This is a genomic window from Pseudomonas sp. Gutcm_11s (assembly GCF_028649395.1).
Lineage (GTDB): Bacteria > Pseudomonadota > Gammaproteobacteria > Pseudomonadales > Pseudomonadaceae > Aquipseudomonas.
On the sequence record NZ_JAQSUW010000010.1, the window covers coordinates 132,043 to 153,651 of the forward strand.

General features: G+C 64.7%; 8 protein-coding genes. 1 reads left to right on the forward strand and 7 read right to left on the reverse strand.

Translation table 11 applies throughout. The features are described from left to right. Positions 1 to 4 precede the first annotated feature (4 nt). The 6 genes from PTT45_RS05325 to hisB all read right to left on the reverse strand — a co-directional run bounded on the left by PTT45_RS05325 (position 5) and on the right by hisB (position 19,610). Positions 5 to 16,213, reverse strand: a complete 16,209-nt coding sequence (locus PTT45_RS05325; RefSeq protein WP_273811926.1) for a beta strand repeat-containing protein — start codon at positions 16,211 to 16,213, stop codon at positions 5 to 7. 363 nt (positions 16,214 to 16,576) lie between these two features. Continuing rightward, a complete protein-coding gene (gene hisF / locus PTT45_RS05330) occupies positions 16,577 to 17,335 on the reverse strand; it encodes an imidazole glycerol phosphate synthase subunit HisF (RefSeq protein WP_273811927.1) in 759 nt (252 codons plus the stop codon). 10 nt (positions 17,336 to 17,345) lie between these two features. Beyond that, positions 17,346 to 18,083 carry a 1-(5-phosphoribosyl)-5-[(5-phosphoribosylamino)methylideneamino]imidazole-4-carboxamide isomerase gene (gene hisA, locus PTT45_RS05335; protein ID WP_273811929.1) on the reverse strand — a complete coding sequence of 246 codons (738 nt, stop codon included), beginning with the start codon at positions 18,081 to 18,083 and terminating at the stop codon, positions 17,346 to 17,348. A gap of 37 nt (positions 18,084 to 18,120) precedes the next feature. Beyond that, on the reverse strand, positions 18,121 to 18,378 hold the full coding sequence (locus PTT45_RS05340) for a DUF2164 domain-containing protein (RefSeq protein ID WP_273811931.1): 258 nt from the start codon (positions 18,376 to 18,378) through the stop codon (positions 18,121 to 18,123). Further along, on the reverse strand, positions 18,379 to 19,017 hold the full coding sequence (gene hisH, locus PTT45_RS05345; RefSeq protein WP_273811932.1) for an imidazole glycerol phosphate synthase subunit HisH: 639 nt from the start codon (positions 19,015 to 19,017) through the stop codon (positions 18,379 to 18,381). Then, positions 19,017 to 19,610 (reverse strand): imidazoleglycerol-phosphate dehydratase HisB, encoded by a 594-nt coding sequence (hisB, locus tag PTT45_RS05350; protein ID WP_273811933.1) that lies wholly within the window; start codon positions 19,608 to 19,610, stop codon positions 19,017 to 19,019. The genes hisH and hisB overlap by 1 nt, the downstream gene beginning before the upstream one ends. Before the next feature lie 148 nt (positions 19,611 to 19,758). Here hisB and PTT45_RS05355 point away from each other — a divergent pair, with 148 nt between their 5' ends. Continuing rightward, positions 19,759 to 20,157 carry an acetyl-CoA sensor PanZ family protein gene (locus PTT45_RS05355; RefSeq protein ID WP_273811934.1) on the forward strand — a complete coding sequence of 133 codons (399 nt, stop codon included), beginning with the start codon at positions 19,759 to 19,761 and terminating at the stop codon, positions 20,155 to 20,157. Positions 20,158 to 20,160: 3 nt separating this feature from the next. Here the strand turns inward: PTT45_RS05355 and PTT45_RS05360 are convergent, their stop codons facing one another. Continuing rightward, entirely contained in the window at positions 20,161 to 21,378 is a 1,218-nt protein-coding gene (locus tag PTT45_RS05360; RefSeq protein WP_273811935.1) for a sterol desaturase family protein, read from the reverse strand. Positions 21,379 to 21,609: the final 231 nt, after the last annotated feature.

Sequence of the window (21,609 nt, forward strand, 5' to 3'; positions counted from 1 at the left end):
CTACTCAGGAGTAGAAGCTGGTGTGCACGTTGCTGGCTACCAGCAGCTGGATATCGCCGTCGTTGTACACGTCGTAGCTGGTGCCGTCGACCTCGACGCTGCCCGCAGCCTGCCACTGATCCGCCGAACCGGCGATCTGCACGCTGTCATTGGCATCGCCGCTGACGACCAGTTGCACCGGCTGCGAAGCGCCCAGGCCAGCGGTATCCACCAGGCCAACCTGGCCGAAGTGGCTGACGCTTTCCGCATCCAGCTTCAGCGTGCTGGCGTGGCCGGCGTCGGCGCCCAGGTCGATGCGGCTCAGGCTGTGCAGGCTGATCGACTGGTAGTCGAGCTGGGTCAGGTCGATGGCCTGGCCGGCCTCGCCACTGCGGAACCAGGCATCGACGATGCTGTGCACCTCACCGTCGGTGGTCTGGTAGCTGCCGTGCAGGCCGATCCAGTTACCGTTGTTCAGCTCGCTGGTCTGCTGCGCTTCGAGGTTGATGCTGGCGATACCCAGGCTGGACAGGCTGTACAGCTCGCCGCCCTGGCTCACGCCATCCTTGTTGGCATCCATCCACACGCGCAGCGAGGAGAAGGCCTCGTCGTTAGCGTCGATGCGGCCATCGTGGTTGCTGTCGAGCTCGGCCAGCGCGGCGAAGCCGTCGCGGGCCTTGCTGCCATCAGCCAGCGTGGTCGCGGTACCGAACAGCTCGCTACCGTCGTTGATGGTGCCATCGCCATTGCGATCCAGCGCCAGCAGACCATCGCCCTCGCTGACCCAGCCGGTGACATCCAGATCGCCATCGCCATCGATGTCGAAGTGGGTGTTGGCGGCCCAGTGCAGGGTCTGCACACCGTCACCGTTCAGATCGAGGATCAGCGGCGAAGTGGTCAGCACGGCCAGTTGGTCGGTGCTCATGGCCGCCAGCTGCGACGCGGTGAAGGCGTCGGCCTGGGACATGCTCAGCGCCTGCAGCTGGTCGGTAGTCAGCGCGGCGATATCCGCCACGTCGATGGCCACCAGCTGCGCGGTGTTGAGGTGGGCGAAGTCAGAGGCCTGGATAGCACCGATCTGCGCCGAGGTCAGCGCCACTACATCGGCGGTTTCCAGGGCGGCGATCTGGTCGCTGGTCATGGCCACGATCTGATCGGTAGTCAGCGCCTTGATCTGCGAAGTGGTCAGGGCCTGGATCTGCGCGGTAGTCAGCGCCGGGATCTGATCGGTGGTCAGGGACGCCAGGTCGGAGTTCTGCATGGCCTGGATCTGCGCGGTGGTCAGCGCCGCCAGGTCCGCAGTCTCCAGTGCGGCCACCTGAGCGGTGGTCAGACCGTAGACCTGCGAAGCCGTCAGTGCCTGCACCTGTGCGGTGGTCAGCGCCTGGATCTGCGCGGTGGTCATCGAGGCCAGGTCGGAGATCTGCATAGCCTGGATCTGCGCAGTGGTCAGCGCCGTCACCTGAGCCAGAGTCAGGGACTCGACCTGGGCAGTGGTCAGCGAAACGATCTGCGAGGTGGTCAATGCCTGCACCTGGCCGACGGTCAGGGCCGCGATCTGCGCGGAGCTCAGCGCCGCCAGGTCGGTACCCTGGATGGCCTGGATCTGCGCAGTGCTCAGGGAAGCCAGATCACCGATTTCCATGGCCGCGAACTGATCGCTGGTCAGCGCCACGATCTGCGCGGTGGTGAGTGCTTGCACCTGGGCAACCGTCAGTGCGACGACCTGCGCGGTGGTCAGCACCGCCACGTCGGCACCCTGCATGGCCGCCACCTGCTCGGTGGTCAGCGCCTGCAGCTGAGCGGTAGTCAGCGCCTGCACCTGTTCGGTGGTCAGCTTGACGACCTGGTCGGTGGTCAGCGCACCGACCTGGGCGACGGTCAGTTCGACCAGCTGAGTGGTGCTGAGCAGGGCCAGGTCGGTCGCGTCCAACGCACGAATCTGGTCGGTGCTCAGGGCCGCCAGATCGACGGTCTCCATTGCCTCGACCTGGGCACTGGTGAGGCCCTTGATCTGCGCGGTGGTCAGCGCCTGGAACTGGTCGCTGGTGAGGTTGCGGATCTGCGCCGTGGTCAGCGCCGCGATATCGCGGGTTTCCATGGCCTGCAGCTGGTCGGTGGTCAGCGCCTGGATCTGCGCACTGGTCAACGCAGCAGCTTGCGCGGTGGTCAGGCCGACGATGGCCGCCGTGGACAGCGCGGCCAGGTCACCTACTTCCATCTGCACCAGCTGCGCGGTGCTCAGCGCCGCCACTTGTGCGGAACCGAGCGCAGCCGCCTGGGCATTGGTCAGCGCCACCACCTGGGCGGTGGTAAGCGCAGCCACGTCGGCAGTCTCCAGCGCGGCGATCTGCGCGGTGGTCAGCTCGGCGAAGTCGGCGACTTCCAGCGCGGCCACCTGGGCAGTGGTCAGCGCCACGACCTGTGCGGTGGTCAGCGCGGCGACCTGATCGCTGCCGAGGGCAACAACCTGTGCGGTGGTCAGCGCGGCCACATCGGAAGTCTTGATGGAGACCAGCTGAGCGGTAGTCAGTGCCGCGATCTGTGCGGTGGTGAACGCGGCCGCCTGCTCGGCACTCAGGCCCTGCAGGGTCGCCGTGGTGATCGCCACCAGGTCGGCAGTCTCGATACGGGTCAGCTGCGCGGTGGTCAGGGCCGCCAGTTGCGCCGAGGTCAGCGCCTCGGCCTGGGCGGTGGTCAGAGCCACGATCTGCGCAGAGGTCAGCACGGCCACATCGCGGGTCTGCATCGCGACGATCTGCGCCGTGCTGAGCAGGGCGAAGTCGGCGGCATCCAGAGCCGGAATCTGGTCGGTGGTCAGCGCCACGATCTGCGCAGTAGTCAGCGCCTGCACCTGATCGCTGGTCAGCGCCGCAATCTGCGCGGTGCTGAGTACTGCCAGGTCACGGGTTTCCATGGCGCGAATCTGCGCGGTGGTCAGCGCCGCCAGGTCCGCGGTTTCCAGAGCCTGGAACTGAGCGGTGGTCAACGCCACGACCTGAGCGGTGGTCAGCGCGGCGACCTGCTCGGTGGTCAGGGCGACGATCTGTGCGGTGGTCAGGCCGCTGATATCGGCCGTCTCGATAGCGCGGATCTGCACGGTGTTGAGCAACGCCAGGTCGGCCGTCTCCAGCTGCGACAGCTGGGTCTTGGTCATGGCCTGGATCTGTTCGGCGGTCAGCACCTTCACCTGATCGCTGGTCAGGGCAACCAGCTGGGCACTGGTCAGCGCGGCGACGTCCTGCGCTTCCATGCCAGCCACCTGGGCAGTGGTCAGAGCCTGGATGTCGGCAGTCTCCAGCGCAGCGACCTGGGCCTGGGTCAGCGCCTGAATCTGGTCGTTGCTCAGCGCCCGCACCTGGGCGGTAGTAAGGGCGACGATCTGCGCAGTGGTCAGCGACGACATCTGGTTCAGCTGCAGGCCCGCCAGCTGGGTGCTGCTCAGCAGCGCCAGGTCAGCGGTTTCCAGGGCACGCACCTGCGCGGTTGTCAGCGCGCCGATCTGGTCTTGAGTCAGCGCCTGGACCTGAGCCGAGGTCAGTTGCGGGATCACCGTGGTGGACATGGCCGCCAGGTCCTGCGGTTCCAAGGCCGCGATCTGTGCGGTGGTCAGGTTGATCACTTGGGTCGCGGTCAGCGCGGCGACCTGGGCACTGGACAGCAGCTGGATCTGGTCTGCGGTCAGCGCGGCGATGTCCGCGGTTTCCATGAGCACGATCTGGTCGGTGGTCAGAGCTGCCAGTTGCTCGAACACCAGGGCCTGCACCTGCGCGGTGGTCAGCGCCACCAACTGGGCAGCACTCAGCGCCTTGACGCTGGCAGTGCTCAGTGCGGCGACCTGCGAGGCCGACAGGCTGGCGAACTGGGCAGTGCTCAGCGCCACGGTCTGCAGCGTGGTCAGGGCCGCCACCTGTTCCTCGGTCAGGGCCGCGATATCCGCGGTGGCCAGAGCCTCGATCTGGGTGGTGGTGAGCTTGCTGATCTGCGCCGCCGAGAAGCCATTGGCGAACTGCGCCGGGGTCAGCGCGACGATCTGCGCGGTGGTCAGCGCCTGGATCTGCGCGCTGCTCAGGGCATCGAGCTGATTGACCGTCAGAGCAGCCACGTCCTCGGTGCTCAGGGCCTTGATCTGGGCGGTGCCCAGGGCGGCAACCTGAGTATTGGTCAGCGCCATGACCTGGGTACTGGTCAGGGCGGTGATCTGCTCGTTGGTCAGGGCGTGCAGGTCCTCGGTCTCGATGGCGCTTACCTGATCCGCCGTCAGGGCGGCGAGGTCTGCGGTTTCCATCGCGCGAATCTGCGCGGTGCTCAGTGCCTTGATCTGCTCACCGCTCAACGCGGCGACCTGGGCCGTGGTCAGACCCTGGATCTGTGCACCACTGAGGGCCGCGATCTGCTCTGTGCTCAGGCCGGCGATACGACCTGCGCTGAGAGCGGCCAGATCGGCCACCTCGAGTGCACGGATCTGCGCAGTGCTCAGCGCATCGATCTGGCTGTCGGTCAGTGCGGCCGCCTGGGCGGTCGTCAGGGCCACCAGTTGGGAGTTGCTCAGTACCGCAACATCCTGGCTTTCCAGCGCGGCGATCTGGGCGGTCTTCATCCCGGCGATCTGTGCAGTGGTCAGCGCCTGGATCTGCGCGGTGGTCAGCGCCTGCACCTGGACACTGGTCATCGCAGCGATGTCCTCGGTCTCCATGATGCGGATCTGCCGGGTGGTCAGCGCCTCGATCTGAGCGGTGGTCAGAGCCGGCACGTTGTCGGTGGTGAGCGAGTTGATGAACTCGATCTCGGCAGCGGTCAGGGCATCCGGATCCAGAGCAGCCAGTTGTTCCTCGTTCAGCGCAGCCAGTTGCGCGCTGCTCAGCGCGGCAGCCTGGGTGGTAGTGAGTTCGGCCAGTTGCTCCGGCGTCATGGCGGCCAGGTCAGCAATTTCCAGCGCCGCGATCTGCGCACTGGTCAGCGCAGCTACTTGTGCCAGCGTCAGGTTCGCAGCCTGGGCGGTGGTCAGACCGACGATAGCTGCCGTGGACAGGGCGGCGAAATCGACGGCCTGCAGGGCTGCAATCTGGTCGACACTGAGCGCGGCGATCTGCGCACCGGTCAGCGCAGCTGCCTGGGCGGTGGTCAGGGCAACCAGCTGCACGTCACTGAAGGCGGCGAGATCGGCCGTCTGCAGCGCCGCCACCTGGGCAGTGGTCAGGGCAGCAACCTGGGCCAGGGACAATTGCTCGACCTGGGCGGTGGTCAGCGCCACGATCTGAGCGGTGCTCAGCGCAGCGACCTGAGCCGTGGTCAGCGCTACCACCTGATCGGCACTGAGTACCGCGATATCGGCGGTTTCCAGTGCACGCACCTGGGCGGTGGTCAGTGCAGCCAGGTCGGCCACCTCGAGGGCGGCTACCTGAGCGGTAGTCAGGGCAACGATCTGAGCAGTGCTCAGGGCGGCGCTCTGCGTCGGGGTCAGCGCGATCACCTGCTCGGTGCTCAGCGCCGCGATATCGGCGGTTTCCAGCGCTCGGACCTGGGCAGTGGTCAGCGCAGCGACCTGCTCACCCGTGAGGGCTCGTACCTGGTCAGTGCTCAACGCCACGATCTGGGCGGTGCTCATGACCGCCAGATCACCGCTCTGCAGTGCCGCCACCTGGACGGTGGTCAGCGCGGCAACCTGAGCGGTGGAGAGCGCAGCGGTCTGGGCAGAAGTCAGCGCCGCGATCTGTGCCGGACTGAGGGCGACGACGTCGGCAGTCTCCATCGCGCGAATCTGCACGGTACTCAGGGCGGCCAGGTCTGCGGTTTCCAGTGCCGCGACCTGGGCAGTGCTCAGGCCGACAATCTGGGCGGTGCTCAGGGCAGCCACCTGGGCGGTGGTCAGCGCCACCACCTGGGAGGTGCTCAGGGCCTGGATCTGCGCAGTCGACAGCGCAGCCACCTGGCCGGCACCGAGTGCGGCGATCTGATCGGCCCCCAGGGCACGCACCTGGGCAGTGCTCAGGGCCTGCAGCTGGGCGTTGCTCAGCGATGCCAGGTCATTGGTTTCCACGGCGGCCACCTGGGCGGTGGTCAAGGCCACCACCTGGGCAGTCGTCAGCTTGGCCAGTTGGGCACCACTGAGCGCGGCGATCTGCTCGACCGTCAGCGCGGCCAGATCGGCCGTTTCCATGGCGACCAGTTGTGCAGTGGTCAGTGCCGCCACATCGGCAACTTCCAGAGCCGAGACCTGAGCAGTGGTCAGCGCGACGATCTGCGCGGTGCTCAGAGCCTGGATCTGCGCGGTGGTCAGCGCGGCCAGCTGATCGCTGGTCAGAACCGCCACATCGGCATTCTCCAGCGCACGCACCTGAGCGGTACTCAGCGCGGCGATCTGCGCCTGGCTGAGCGCACGCACCTGATCGGTCGTCAGCGCGACTACCTGGGCGGTACTCAGGGCACGAACATCGGCAGTTTCGAGCGCCTCGATCTGTGCAGTGGTCAGCTTGGACAGCTGAGCAGTACTCAGCGAGGCCACCTGGGCGCTGGTCAGCGCCACGATCTGGTCGGCGGTCAGCGCGGCCAGATCGGCCGTTTCCATCACGGCGATCTGCGCGGTGGTCAGGGCGGCGATCTGCGCATCGCTCAGCGCGCCAATCTGGGCCACGGTCAGGCTCGGGATAACCAGAGTGCTTATCGCAGCCAGATCAGCCAGTTCGAGGGCGGATATCTGGTCGGCAGTCAACGCAGCCAGTTGCGCGCCGGTCAGGGCGGCAGCCTGGGCAGTGCTCAGCGCGACGATCTGCGCCGCGGTCAGCGCCGCCACATCGTCGGTCTGCAGCGCCTGGATCTGCGCGGTGGTCAGCGCAGCGATCTGCGCAGTGGTCAGGGACTCAACCTGGGCAGTGGTCAGCGCGACCAGTTGCGCAGAAGTCAGCGCCTGGACCTGGGCAACGGTCAGCTTGTTCACCTGCGTACCACTGAGTGCCGCCAGATCGGCGGTCTCGATGGCCTTGACCTGAGCTGGCGTCAGCGCTTGCAGTTGAACACTGGTCAGGGCAGCCAGCTGAGCCGAGCTCATGGCCACGATCTGCGCGGTACCCAGTGCCGCCAGGTCGACGGCCTCCAGAGCACTCACTTGGCTCGGCGCCAGGGCGGCGACCTGAGCAGTGGTCAGGGCGGCGGCCTGGGCGGTGGTCAGCGCCACCAGTTGGCTGCTGCTAAGGGCAACCAGATCGGCCGCATCGATGGCGCGGATCTGGGCGGTGGTCAGAACATGCAGATCGGCAGTACTCAGGGCAGCCAGCTGGTCGCTGGTCAGTGCCTGGATCTGCGCCGTGGTCAGCGCCACCGCCTGAGCGGTGGTCAGCACGGCAATCTGCGCCGCCTGCAGGGCAGCAATGTCCGCGGTTTCCATCTTGGAAATCTGGCTCGGGCTCAGGGCCACCACATCGGCGGTCTCGAGCGCAGCCACCTGCGCGGTGGTCAGCGCCTGCAGCTGGGCACTGGTCAGAGCAGCGACCTGGGCGGTGGTCAGCGCCTCGATCTGATCGGTACGCAGCGCAGCCAGGTCGGCGGTTTCCATCGCGACCAGCTGTGCAGTGGTCAGCGCCTGCAGGTCAACCAGCTCAAGCGCCTGAACCTGGGCAGTGGTCAGGGCCACAATCTGCGCCGTAGTCAGAGCCACTGCCTGAGCGGTGGTCAGCGCGGCCAGTTGCTCGGCACTCAGTACCGCCACGTCGGCGGTCTCGATGGCACGCACCTGGGCAGTAGTCAGCGCGGCAATCTGCGCCACGCCAAGGGCCTGGATCTGGACGGACGTGAGCGCCACGATCTGATCGGTGCTCAGGGCACGCAGATCGGTGGTCTCCATCGCCGCGATCTGGCCAGCGGTGAGCTTGCTGATCTGGGCAGTGGTCAGTGCAGCGAACTGAGCAGTGGTCATGGCTGCGATCTGAACATCGGTCAGAGCCGCCAGGTCGGCGGTTTCCAGAGCACGGATCTGCACGGTGCTCAGGGCACGCAGGTCGACCGTTTCCAGAGCCGCCACTTGAGCGGTGGTCAGCGCCACGATTTGCGCAGTAGTCAGTGCAACGACCTGGGCGGTCGTCAGATTGGCCACCTGCTCGGCGGTCAGCGACGCCAGGTCGGCGGTTTCCATCGCACGAATCTGCGCGGTGGTCAGGGCCGGTACCTGTTCCAGGGTCAGCGCCTGCACCTGGGCGGTAGTCAGGGCCACGATCTGCGCGGTGGTCAGGTTGGCCAAGTCGGCAGTCTGCCAGGCAGCGATTTGCGCGGTCGGCAGGTTGGCGATCTGCGCAGTGGTCAGCGCGGTCGGCTGCGAGCCGGCCAGGGCGAACACCTGCTCCTGACTGAGAGCGGCCAGGTCGGCAGTTTCCAGCGCGGCGATCTGGGTACTGGTCAGCTGGGTGATCTGCGTAGTGGTCAGGGCCTGGATCTGCGCGGTGGTCAGGGCAACGATCTGTGCAGTAGTCAGGGCACGCAGATCACTGCTTTCGAGGGCGGCAACCTGGGTCTGGGTCAGGCTGGCGACCTGGGCAGTGCTCAATGCCACCACCTGGGCGGTGGTCAGCGCCTGCACCTGAGCGGTAGTCAGCGCCGCCAGATCAACGGTCTCCAGAGCACGAATCTGGCTGGTGGACAGAGACTGCACCTGACTATTGGTCAGGGCAGCAACCTGCTGACTGGTCAGCGCGACGATCTGCGCAGAACTCAGGGCGGACAGCTGAGCGGTGCTCAGGGCCGCGATCTGGGCAGTAGTCAGCGCCGCCAGATCCTCGGTCTGCATGGCCTGCAGCTGTGCGTTGCTGAGGCCAGCCAGATCGGCGACCTCAATGGCAGCGACTTGCGCGGTGGTCAGGGCAATTACCTGGGCATTGCTCAGCGCAGCGACCTGATCCTGAGACAGGGCAGCGATCTGACCGGTCGTCAGGGCAGCCAGGTCATCGGTAGCCAAGGCACGTACCTGGGCGGTAGTCAGACCAGATAGCTGGTCGGCGCTCAGGGCACGTACCTGATCGGTAGTCAGCGCCACGATCTGCGCGGTGGTCAGCGCCTCCAGCTGCACGGTCGACAGCGCCGCGATGCGATCGGTTGCCAGGGCCGCAAGGTCGGCGGTTTCCAGCGCACGAACCTGGGTAGCACTCAGGGCCGAGATCTGGTCGATAGTCAGCGCTGCCGCCTGCGCGGTGGTCAGCGCCACCAGTTGGGCGGCGCTCAGGCCGGCGATATCGCCAGCTTCCAGGGCTGCTACCTGGGCGGTGGTCAGGGCAGCGATCTGCGCGGTCTTCAGCGCAGCGATCTGCGCCGTGGTCAGCGCTTGCAGCTGTTCGGTGCTGAGGGCAACCAGGTCCTCGGTCTCGATGGCCGCAACCTGAGCGCCGCTCAGCGCTTCGAGTTGCTCGGCAGAAAGTGCCTGTACCTGAACACTGGTCAACGCGGCAATTTGTGCAGAGCTGAAGGCAGCGATCTGCGCGGTATCGAGGCTGGCAATCTGAACACTGGTCAGAGCGGCCACATCTTCGGTTTCCAGCGCGCGCACCTGTGCCGTGCTCAGTGCCTCCAGTTGACCCTGGGTCAGTGCAGCCACCTGGACACTGGTCAGCGCGGCAATACGGGTGTTACTCAGAGCAGCTACGTCTACGGCATCCAGCGCCACGATCTGCGCCGTGCTCAGTGCAGCCACCTGGCTCACACTCAGGGCCGCCACCTGGCTGGAGGACAAGGCGGCAACCTGGGCAGTGCTCAGGCCAGCCAGACTGGCCGAGCCCAGAGCCCCTATCTGGGCAACGGTGAGGGATACAACCTGATCGATGGTAAGGGCAGAGAGCTGAGCCGAGGACAGCGCGGACACGCTGATGGTGGTCAGCCTGGACAGATCGGCAGTCTCCATCGCAGCCAGTTGCTCGGTACTCAGCGCCGCCACCTGAGCGGAAGTGAGGCCGCGCACCTGGGTCTGGGTCAGGGCAACTATCTGTTCGGTCGTCAACGAGGCCAGATCGGAGGCATCCAGAGCGGCGATCTGATCGGAGGTCAGAGCTGCAATCTGCGCGGTGCTCAGCGCAGCCATTTGCACAGAACTGAAACCGGAGATGGTCGATGGAGCCAGTGCAGCCAGGTCAGACGGCTCGAACGCCGCAACCTGCTCGGTACTGAGTGCAGCCATCTGCGCACTAGTCAGGGCCGGGACCTGGTTCTCGGTCAGCGCGGCAATCTGTTCGGTGGTGAATGCCTGCACCTGGGCAACGCTCAGGCCAGCGATAGCGGAACTGCTCAGCGCAGCAAGATCCTGCGCTTCAAGTGCGCGGATCTGGTCCGTGGTCAGTGCAGCCAGTTGCGCGGAGCGCAGAGCAATGACTTGATCTTCGGTCAGGGCAGCGATCTGGGCGGTCCCCAGAGCGCGGATATCGGCAGTTTCGAGAGCGCCCAACTGCTCGGAAGCCAGGTTGGCTACCTGTTCGACGGTCAATGCGCCGATCTGAGCCGAGGTGAGCGCCACGATCTGCACCGTGCTGAGCAACGACAGATCCTCAGCATCCAGAGCCACGATCTGGTCAGTGCTCAGATTGACCAATTGGGATGTGCTCAGGGCCGTCACCTGCGCCCCGGTCAACGCCTGGACCTGATCAGCGCTCAGGGCCTGAATCTGCGCAGTGGTGAAGTTACGAATGACGGCAGTGGATAGCTGCTGCAGATCGGAAGTTTCGATGGCGGCGATCTGCACGCTGCTCAGTGCTGCGAGTTGGCCGGAGCTGAATGCGGCCATCTGCTCATTGGTCAGGGCAACAATTTGCGCGGTACCCAAGGCAGCAACATCCTGGCTATCCAGGGCCACCACCTGAGCAGTACTGAGCGCAGCCACCTGGTCGGTGGTCAGCGCAGCTACTTGGTCACTACCCAGAGCCTTGATGCTCGCTGTGGACAGAACGATCAGATCATCGATCTCCAGCGCAGCTACTTGGTCGCTGGTCAGAGCGGCGATCTGGGCCGTGGACAGGGCGGTTACCTGGGCCGTGGTAAGCACCTGGATCTGCTCGGCACTGAGCGCGCGCAGATCAGTGGTTTCCAGTGCCCGAACCTGTGCAGTAGTCAAAGCTTCGATCTGCTCGGTACCGAGAGAGGCCACTTGATCGGAACCAAGCGCAGCAACCTGGGCAGTGCTCAGCGCACGCAGTTGAGCACTGCTCAAGGCCAGCAACTGCTCCTGGCTCAGCACGGCGACATCCACCGTATCCAGGGCGGCGACCTGAGCGGTCGACAGAGCCGCGACCTGATCGCTGCTCAGGGCACTCACCTGAGCCGAGCTCAGAGCCTTGATGGCCGCAGAACTGAGCCGCGCCAGATCGGCAGTCTCGATAGCCGCTACCTGTTCAGCACTGAGCAGGCCGATCTGCAGAGTACTCAGGGCGGCCAATTGAGCACTGGTCATGGCGACAATCTGCTCGGAGGTCAGCCCCTGTACCTGAGCGTTCCGCAGGGCGGCGATGCTAGCGGTGGTCAGTACCACCAGATCGGCTGTTTCCATGGCGGCCAGCTGATCGACGGTGAGCGCACGGATCTGTGCAGTGGTAAGCGAAGCAGCCTGAGCGGTAGTCAGTGCAGCCATCTGCTCTTCGCCAAGAGCACGCAGCTGATCGGTGGTCAGCGCCTTGAAGGCAGCCAGCCCCATGCCAGCAATATCCTCGGCATCCAGAGCTGCGACCTGACCGGTAGTCAACGCTACGACCTGGGCGGTGCTGAGTGCCGCGACCTGAGCACTGCTCAGCGCAGCGATCTGGTCTTCGCTCAGCGCGCGCAGGTCCGCCGTTTCCAGAGCTGCCACCTGTGCAGTTCCGAGAGCGGCCAGTTGCTCGGTAGTAAGCTCAACCACCTGGCTAGAAGTCAGGGCCTTGATCTGCAAAGCGGAAAGTCGAGCCAGATCCTCTGTCGCCAGGGCAGCAATCTGCTCTGGCGTCATGCTTGCCACTTGCGCAGTGGTCAGCGCCACCACCTGGGCGGTGGTCAACGCGCCTATTTGCGCGCTGTCCAGCATGGCCAGGTCGTTGGTCTGCAACGCAGCGATCTGGATCGGAGTCAGTGCCGCTATCTGAGCAGTTGTCAGTGCCGCTACCTGAGCCTGTGTCAGGCTGACGATGGCAGCACTATTGAGGGCCGCCAGGTCTTGGGTTTCCAGCGCAACAATCTGGCTGGTGAGCAGCTTGGATATCTGCGCGGTGGTCAACGCTGCTATCTGGCTGGAGCTCAAGCTGGCGACTTGCGCCGTGCCGAGCTGACGCAGGTCAGCAGTTTCAATAGCGCGGACCTGAGCAGTGGTCATTGCAGCCAATTGAGTACTGCTCAGGGCGGCAAAGTGGGCAGTGGTGAGCGCGGCAACATCAGCGGTCTGCAGCGCACGAATCTGAGCAGAGTCGAGTACCGCTATCTGAGCGGTAGTCATCGCCTTGAAGTCTTCGCTGCCCAAGGCAACGATCTGTGCCGTATTGAGCGCATCGACCTGATCACTGGTCAGGGCAGCGACCTGCTTGCTGGTCAGCGCGACCACTTGAGCCGTGCTGAGCGCAGCAACCTGAGCAGTGCTCAATGCAGCGACCTGTGCGGTGCTCAGGGCAACTACGTCGGCGGTTTCCATCGCAGCGATCTGGGCCGATCCCAGAGCGGCGAATTGCGCCGAGCTCAATGCCTGCATCTGAGTGGTACTCAGAGCCTTGATTTGCGCCGCGGTAAGCGACTGGATCTGCGAGGTGGTCAAGCCGGCAACCTGCGCCGGACTAAGAACGGAGATCTGGGCTGCACTCAGCTTGCTGATCACCGCGTCATTGAGGGCCGCCAAATCGGCAACCTCCAGCGCGCGAACCTGAGCCGTGGTCAGCACAGCCACCTGGGCAGAATCCAGAGCAGCGGCTTGAGTGGTTCTCAGTGCGACGATCTGCGCAGTGGTAAGCGCCAGAATGTCAGCAGTCTCAATGGCGTCTATCTGGGTAGTGGTAAGCGCAGCCACCTGAGCATTGGTCAGCTTGGAAATCTGGGCAGTGCTGAGCCCCTTGATCACGCTGACCGACAGCGCCTGCAGGTCTGTCGTTTCGAAGGCGCGAATCTGCGCAGTGGACATGGCGGCCACCTGCGTAGAGGTCAGCGCCGCCGCATGCGCAGTAGTCCAGGCCGCAATCTGTGCCGTGGTAAGAGACTTGATGTTGGCAGTCGTCAACGCACCGATCTCTCGGGCAACCAACTGCTCGGCACTCAGCGGAGCACTGAGGGCATCGATTTGCGCGGTGGTCATCGCCACCAGTTGCGGAATGGTCAGCGCATCGACCTGCGGCGCAGTAAGCGCAGCCATCTGCGCAGTGGTCATTGCACGGATATCGCCCGTTTCGATTGCCTTGATCTGAGCAATCGTCAGGTCATCAACCTGTGTCGCGTCCAGGCTAGCAATCTGGCTGCTGCTCATACCGGCAATGGCAGAGGTGGAAAGCGCGGCCAAATCACTGGCCTCGAGCGCGTTGAGCTGTGCGGTCTTGAGTGCAGCGACCTGGGCCGACGTCAGAGAGGCCGCCTGAGCGACCGTCAACGCCTCGATCTGGTCGGTGGTCAGCGCCGCGATCTGCCCGCTGGTCAGACCACGTACTGCCAGCGTCGTAAGAGCAGCGAAATCGGCGACCTCCAGAGCGGCCAGCTTGGCCGTCGGCAGGGCAGCAAGCTGCGCAGACGTCAGTGCTGCAGCCTGTGTCGGACTCAAGGCCACGAGCTGCGCAGTCCCCAGAGCGGCAAGATCCGCCGGCTCAAGTCCAGCAACCTGCGCAGTAGTCAATGCCGCAACCTGATCACTGGTCAGGGCCGCAGCCTGAGCGGTGGTCAGTGCCTTGACCGCCGCGATCGACAGGCTCGGAATGTCACCGACTTCGATCGCCTGGATCTGCGCGGTACTCAGCACAGCAATCTGGGCCGCGGTCACCGCGCCAATTTGTGCGGCGCTGAGCAGGGTGATGTCTGCTGCACTGAGAGCCTTGAAGTCACCGGCCTCCATGGCAGCGACCTGCGCCGTGGTCAATGCCTGCAGCTGGGCATCGGTCAGGGCAACCACCTGCGCACTGGTCAGGCCGATAATCGCCGCAGTCGAAAGCTTGGCAAGATCAGCAACCTCCAACGAGGAGATCTGATCGGTCGTCATGGCCCCCACTTGGGCACCAGTCAGCGCAGCTGCTTGCGCCGTCGTCAGCGCCAGCAGCTGATCGCTGGTAAGGGCACGCACCTGAGCGGTGGTCAAACCGGCAATGGTCGCCGGAGGAAGCGCAATCAGATCGGTATCATCGATCGCCTGAATCTGCGCAGTGGTGAGCACGCCAATCTGCGCCGCGGTCAGCGCACCAATTTGCGCCGAACTAAGGGCAGCAATACTTGCTGTACTCAGCGCAGCCACATCAACAGGATCCATGGCGCGAATCTGCGCGGAAGTCAGCGCCGCAACCTGAGGAGCAGTCAGCGCCTGCACCTGAGCAGTGGTCAGCCCCTTGATGGCCGCGGTATTGATCGCGACAAAATCAACGACCTCTATGGCAGCGATACTAGCCGTGCTCAGCGCAGTGACCTGGGCAGCAGTCAGCGCGGCAGCTTGAGCAGGAGTCAGTGCTTCAATCTGATCGGTGCTCAGCGCACGCACCTGTGTCGTCGTCATTGCCGCGACGGTAGACGGGGCGAGGCCAACGATATCTGCGTCAAGAGCGGCAATCTGGGCCGTCGAGAGCACCAGCACCTGGGCCGCGGTCAATGCACCTACCTGAGCAGAGTCCAAAGCACCGATCTGGCTGACGGTCAACGCCTTCACATCGGCAGAGTCCAGTGCCGCGACCTGAGCGGTAGTCAACGCAGCGACCTGATCACTGGTCAGGGCAACAATCTGGGCGGTGCTGAAGCCGGCGATGCTGGTCGGAGCCAGTGCCGCGATGTCGACCTCTTCCAAAGCACGCACTTGCGCAGTGGTGAGCGCAGCCAACTGCGCAGCCTTCAGCGCCTTGACCTGGGCAGTGGTCAGAGCCTCAATCTGGTCGGTGGTCAGCTTGGCCACTTGAGCGGTGGTCAGCATGGCAATTGCCGCAGTCCCTACCGCCGCAAGATCACCAGCATCAATGGCAATGATCTGCTCGGTGGTCAGGGCTGGCATCTGCGCCGATGTCAGAGCACCGATCTGATTGCTCTCCATGGCGGTGATCTGCGCTGCCGACAATGCCCGTACATCGGCCGTTTCCAACCTGGCAATCTGAGCGGTAGTCAGCGCCTGAATCTGATCGGTAGTAAGAGCAACAACCTGAGCCGTAGTGAGGCCGATGATGGCCGCGGTAGACAGCACAGCCAGATCAGCCTCGTCCATGGCCCGCACTTGGGCCGTGGTCAGAGCTCCCAACTGGGCAGCCGAGAGCTTGCTGACCTGCAGCGTGGTCAGAGCCTCCACCTGCGCAGTCGTCAGACCGGCCATCTGGTTAGTTTTCAGAGCAGCCACGACAGCAGTACTGAGATAGGCAATGTCAGCCGCGTCCAGAGCAGCCAGCTTGGCCGGCGTTAGCGAGCCGACCTGGATGGAATTCAATGCTGCAACCTGGTGCGACTCCAGCGCAGCAAGCTGGGCATTGGTCATTGCGCCGACATCAGTATCCAGCGCAGCAATTTGTAGCGTGCTGAGCGCGCCTACCTGCCCAACGGTCAGCGCGGCAACCTGGGCTGAAGTCAGGGCCTTGATGGATGCAGCGCTCAGAGCTGCAAGGTCTTCGGTATCAAGCGCTGCGATCTGCGCGGTCCGCAGGGCAGCCAGTTGAACAGTGCTGAGGCTGAGCACCTGAGTGCTGGAAAGCGCCTCGATCTGAGCGGTACCGATAGCAGCGAGGTCAGCAGTCTCCATCTTCTGCAGTTGGGCAGTGGTCAACGCGGCGGCCTGGGTGGCATTCAACGCCGCGGCCTGAGCAGTAGTCAGGGCCACAATCTGTGCAGTAGTCAGCGCTGCGGTTTGCGCAGCATCCAGTGCGGGAATCTGGTCAGAGGTGAGAACGGCGAAGTCTGCCGTCTCCATGGCGCGCAATTGGGCGGTGCTAAGCGCCTCAATGCTTTCGGTAGTCAACGCTCGGATCTGTGCAGTGGTGAAAGCCACCATCTGCGCCGTACTCATGCCGGCAATATCTTCGGTGGTCAGCGCCGCAATTTCGGCAGTAGTCATTGCGGCCACCTGGGCGGTGGTCTTGCCGGTGAAGATGCTGCTCATTGTTTTTGTACCTGCACAGAGAGAAGAGCCGCCTCAGCCGTGCCACCCAGGCATGCCGTCGCGGAGATAGAGAAACCCGTTTGTAGATTGACGGCAGAATCCCTCAAACCTTGAGGGATAGAGAAAGAACCTTTCGGAATTGAAAATAAGCCATGTCAGATTCTTGACAACACTTTTCCGCCACCATGCCTAGAATGCTGGCAGAAAGCCATTCTGACTATAGCCGTTCAGCAGAAGGAGTGCCTAACGAAGAGATGAGGATTCGCGCACCAGAAAATGGCCGAATCACCCTAGAAGCCTCTCATCAGAGAGTCGAACACGGGGCGCATTGCACGCCCCGGCTACCTATATAAAGGATAAGGCTCAGCGCACCACGATGCCGCGACTGGCCAGGTAGGCCTTGGCCTCCGGCACGCTGTACTCGCCGAAGTGGAAGATGCTGGCAGCCAGCACCGCATCGGCCTTGCCTTCGAGGATGCCGGCGGCGAGGTGCTCCAGGTTGCCGACGCCGCCGGAGGCGATCACCGGAATGCTCAGACTCTCGCTGATGGCGCGAGTGACGCCGAGGTCGTAGCCGCTCTTCACGCCGTCCTGGTCCATGCTGGTCAGCAGGATTTCGCCAGCACCGAGGTCTTCCATCTTCTTCGCCCAGGCCACGGCATCCAGGCCGGTCGGCTTGCGCCCGCCGTGGGTGAAGATTTCCCAGCGGCCCGGGGCGACCTTCTTGGCATCGATGGCAACGACGATGCACTGCGAGCCGAATCGATCGGCGGCTTCGCCGACGAACTCAGGATTGAACACCGCGGCGGTGTTGATCGAGACCTTGTCGGCGCCGGCATTGAGCAGGTTGCGAATGTCCTGCACGGTGCGCACGCCACCACCGACGGTGAGCGGGATGAACACCTGGCTGGCCATGCGCTCCACCGTGTGCAGGGTGGTATCGCGACCGTCGACGCTGGCGGTGATGTCGAGGAAGGTGATCTCGTCGGCGCCCTGCTCGTCGTAACGGCGGGCGATTTCCACCGGATCACCGGCGTCGCGGATGTTCTCGAACTTGACGCCCTTGACCACGCGGCCGTTGTCCACGTCCAAACACGGGATGATGCGTTTCGCCAGCGCCATGTCGGAGTCCTCAGCCTTTATAGGAGTCGCAGAAGGCCTGAGCCTCGGCGACGTCCAGGGTGCCTTCGTAGATTGCGCGGCCGGTGATTGCGCCGATGATGCCGGGCGAACGGGCCAGCAGCAGCTTCTCGATATCGCCGAGATTGTGGATGCCGCCGGAGGCGATCACCGGGATCTTGCTGGCGGCGGCCAGGGCCGCGGTGGCCTCGACGTTGCAGCCCTGCATCATGCCGTCTTTGGCGATGTCGGTATAAACGATGGCGGACACGCCGTCAGCCTCGAAGCGCTTGGCCAGGTCGGTGGCCTGCACGCTGGAAACCTCGGCCCAGCCGTCGGTGGCGACGAAGCCATCTTTAGCGTCCAGACCGACGATGACCTTGCCCGGGAAGGCCTTGCACGCCTCGGTGACGAACTCCGGCTCTTTAACGGCCTTGGTGCCGATGATCACGTAGCTGACGCCGGCGCGCACGTAGTGCTCGATGGTCTCCAGGGTACGGATACCGCCACCGATCTGGATCGGCAGGGTCGGGTAGCGCTTGGCGATGGCGGTGACTACTTCGCCGTTGACCGGCTGGCCTTCGAAGGCGCCGTTCAGGTCAACCAGGTGCAGACGACGGCAGCCGCCCTCGACCCACTTGGCGGCCATGCTCACCGGGTCATCGGAGAACACGGTGGAGTCTTCCATGCGGCCCTGGCGCAGACGTACGCAGGCGCCGTCCTTGAGATCGATAGCGGGGATAATCAGCATCGCGTGAACCTGCTCAAATCGTGAATTCGTGGATGGGTCAGCTCTTCTCGAGCGCCCACAAATCGCTTTCCAGGCTGGCGAAACGCTCGGCCAGCAGGGTCTGCGTATCGGCAATCGCCTTGTTGTAGTAGTGCGGGGCGATCTCGCGGCCGATCAGGTCGAGCACTTCCTGCACCTCGAACGAGCCCAGCTCGAGCTCGAAGCGGTCTTCCAGGAAGCTCTTCAGCACCTGCAGAGCGGCCTGTTGCTGACCGCCCTCCAGCTCCAGCAGCGCGACCTTCTTGCCCCGGCTCATTTACCGGCGGCCATCCCAGCCGACGAAGTTCTGCAGCAGCTGCAGGCCATGGGTATGGCTCTTCTCCGGGTGGAACTGCACGGCGAAGCGCGAACCCTCGGCCAGCGCCGCGGCGAAATCCTTGCCGTAGTGCCCGCCGCCGACCACCTGGGCCGGGTTGCCAGATTCGATGTAGTAGCTGTGCACGAAGTAGAAGCGGCCGTTGTCCGGAATCTCGTGCCACAGCGGGTGGTCGACCACCTGCGCCACTTCGTTCCAGCCCATGTGCGGCACCTTCAGGTGCTCGCCGTCTTCATGCAGATCCTTGCCGAAGAAGCGCACCTGGCCGGGGAACAGGCCGATGCAATCGACACCGCCGTTCTCCTCGCTGCGCTCCAGCAGGGCCTGCATGCCGACGCAGATACCGAGGAACGGGCGATCCTGGCTGACTTCGCGCACCAGGGCGTCGAAGCCCAGGCGCTTGATCTCGGCCATGCAGTCGCGGATCGCGCCGACGCCGGGGAACACCACGCGGTCGGCCTCGCGGATCACATTGGCGTCACTGGTGACGATCACTCGCCCGGCGCCAACGTGCTCCAGAGCCTTGGCCACCGAGTGCAGGTTGCCCATGCCATAGTCGATGACGGCAACCGTCTGCATCAGAGCACGCCCTTAGTCGACGGCATCTGCCCGGCCATGCGCGGGTCCAGCTCGACGGCCATGCGCAGGGCGCGGCCGAAGGCCTTGAACACGGTCTCGATCTGGTGGTGGGTGTTAGTACCACGCAGGTTGTCGATGTGCAGGCTGACCAGGGCATGGTTGACGAAGCCCTGGAAGAACTCCTGGAACAGATCCACGTCGAAGCCGCCAACTACCGCGCGGGTGAACGGCACATGCATCTGCAGGCCTGGGCGACCGGAGAAGTCGATCACCACGCGCGACAGCGCCTCGTCCAGCGGGACGTAGGAGTGGCCGTAGCGGGTCATGCCCTTCTTGTCGCCGACGGCCTTGGCAAAGGCCTGGCCGAGGGTGATGCCGACGTCTTCCACGGTGTGGTGGTCGTCGATGTGCAGGTCGCCCTTGCAGTAGATATCCAGGTCGATCAGGCCATGACGGGCGATCTGGTCGAGCATGTGCTCAAGGAACGGCACGCCAATATCGAACTTGGCCTTGCCAGTACCATCCAGGTTGATCGAGACCTTGATCTGGGTCTCCAGGGTGTTGCGCTCGACGGACGCCGTACGTTCGGCCATCTCTCCAGCTCCACGGCTGCTCACGGAAAAGGCCGCCATTATAGGCGTGGCGGGGCTTGGGCGGCTACCGGCGGCGGTCGGGGTCTTGGCTATCGGTGCAATCGACCTGGCCTTACACTGCGCAGCCTGCTCTTGCGAGGAAGTCGTCATGCCCGTTCTGGTCGAAATCGTCAGCCGCCCGTCCACCCAGGACCACACCGACCTGGGCAAGGTCTACGCCGACGCGCCGGACTGGCTGCTTGAGCCCTACGCCAGCGTCGACGCCCTGCTCGCCGACGGCATCGGCAGCGGCAAGCTGATCGCCGGGCGCTTCAACGACCGCCTACTCGGCGCCGCCCTGCTGCAGCGCGGCGAGACGCACTGGCGCCTGTCGCACCTGTGCGTGCGCAAGCTCACCCGCAAGCGCGGCGTGGCCCGGCGCATTCTCGACGAGGCCAGGCGCCTGGCGACCGAGGCCGGCAAACCGCTGCACCTCGCCGCACCCAAGGATCACCTGGAGAGCCAGGCCCTGGCCGCGCGCACCGGCCTGCCGCTGGACCACCTGTAAGCCCTAGGACGCCTGCGCCATCTGCGGCCGCGCCGCCAGCCAAACCAGCCACAGCAGGCTGGCCAGGCAGATTCCGGCCAGGCCGAGTCCCAACGCCAGCTGCTGCGGCGCCAGCCACAACACCCAGGCCAGTGCCGCGCCCGCCATCAGCACCTGACGCCCCGCCTCCACCTTCCACAAGGTGCGCTTGCCCTCGAACAGTAGGCCCAGGCCAACGCAGCCGGCCAGCACCAGCGGCACCAGCAGCAACGCGTGCCACAGCTCGGCGCGCTTGACCGCCGCCAGGTAGCTCAGGGCCATGGCGTTGATCGCCACGAACTGGACGAAGGCGTACCACTTCAGGCCCGCCGGATAGGCGCAGTCGAACTTGTCCGCACCCATCTTCGGCCAGGGCCGCTCGGCCACATCCGCCGGGCGCCAGCCGGTGGGCATCCACCACAGGCGCAGCTTGTCCCACCAGGAGCGGGTCGCCACGGCGTCGGCCCACAGCAGGCGCCACCAGGAGAACTGCAGGCGGATCGGGTCGAAGGTGCGCACCGGGGTGGTCACGCCGTAGCGCACCGGCTCGTCCTCATCGGCATAGGTGCCGAACAGGCGATCCCAGACGATGAACACGCCGCCGTGGTTCTTGTCGATGTAGCGATCGTTCTGCCCGTGATGCACGCGGTGGTTGGTCGGCGTGACCATGAACCACTCCAGCACGCCCAGGCGGCCGATGTGCTGCGAATGAATCCAGAACTGGTAGACCAGCTGTGCGCCGAGCAGGATCAGGAACAGCGGCAACGGCAGGCCGAGCAGCGCCAACGGCAGGTAGAAGGGCCAGTCGAAGCCGGTCTGGAAGGCGCCCTTGCGCAGCGCGGTGGACAGGTTGAAGTCCTCGCTGGAGTGGTGCGGCTGGTGCGCGCCCCACAGCAGGTTGTAGCGGTGCAGGCTGCGATGCGCCCAGTAGAAGCAGAAGTCCACGGCGATGAAGCCGAGCAGCCAGGTCCAGGGCGAGGTCGGATCGAGCGTCCACAGCCGCGCATGCTCGTACAGCCAGGCGTAGGGAATGACCAGCAGCAGGCGCAGCGGCCCCTCCAGCAGCACACGCAGCACGGCGGTGTTGATGCTGGTGGTGGCGTCGGCCAGGCGATAGGTGTGGCGACCGCTCCAGCGCTCATAGGCGAGCTCCAGCAGCATCAGCAGGATGTACAGCGGCACGGCCATCACGACTACGTTCATCGGCACCTCATGGGCGAATCGTTCTTCTTGTGCTGCCAGCCTAACCCCGGATCGACGCAGGCGGATGGGCTTGCGCCGCCATTCCCCCTTTCCGCAGGCGCCACCCGCCACGCCAGGGGAACCGCGCGCGACCTCAGCCATCCAAAGCCTGCCGACCACGGCACCGACCGGGCGCCTGCCAGCCCGGAGATCGCGGCGCGGGTCGCCGCCTCGCTGCGAGGCGGCGTTATA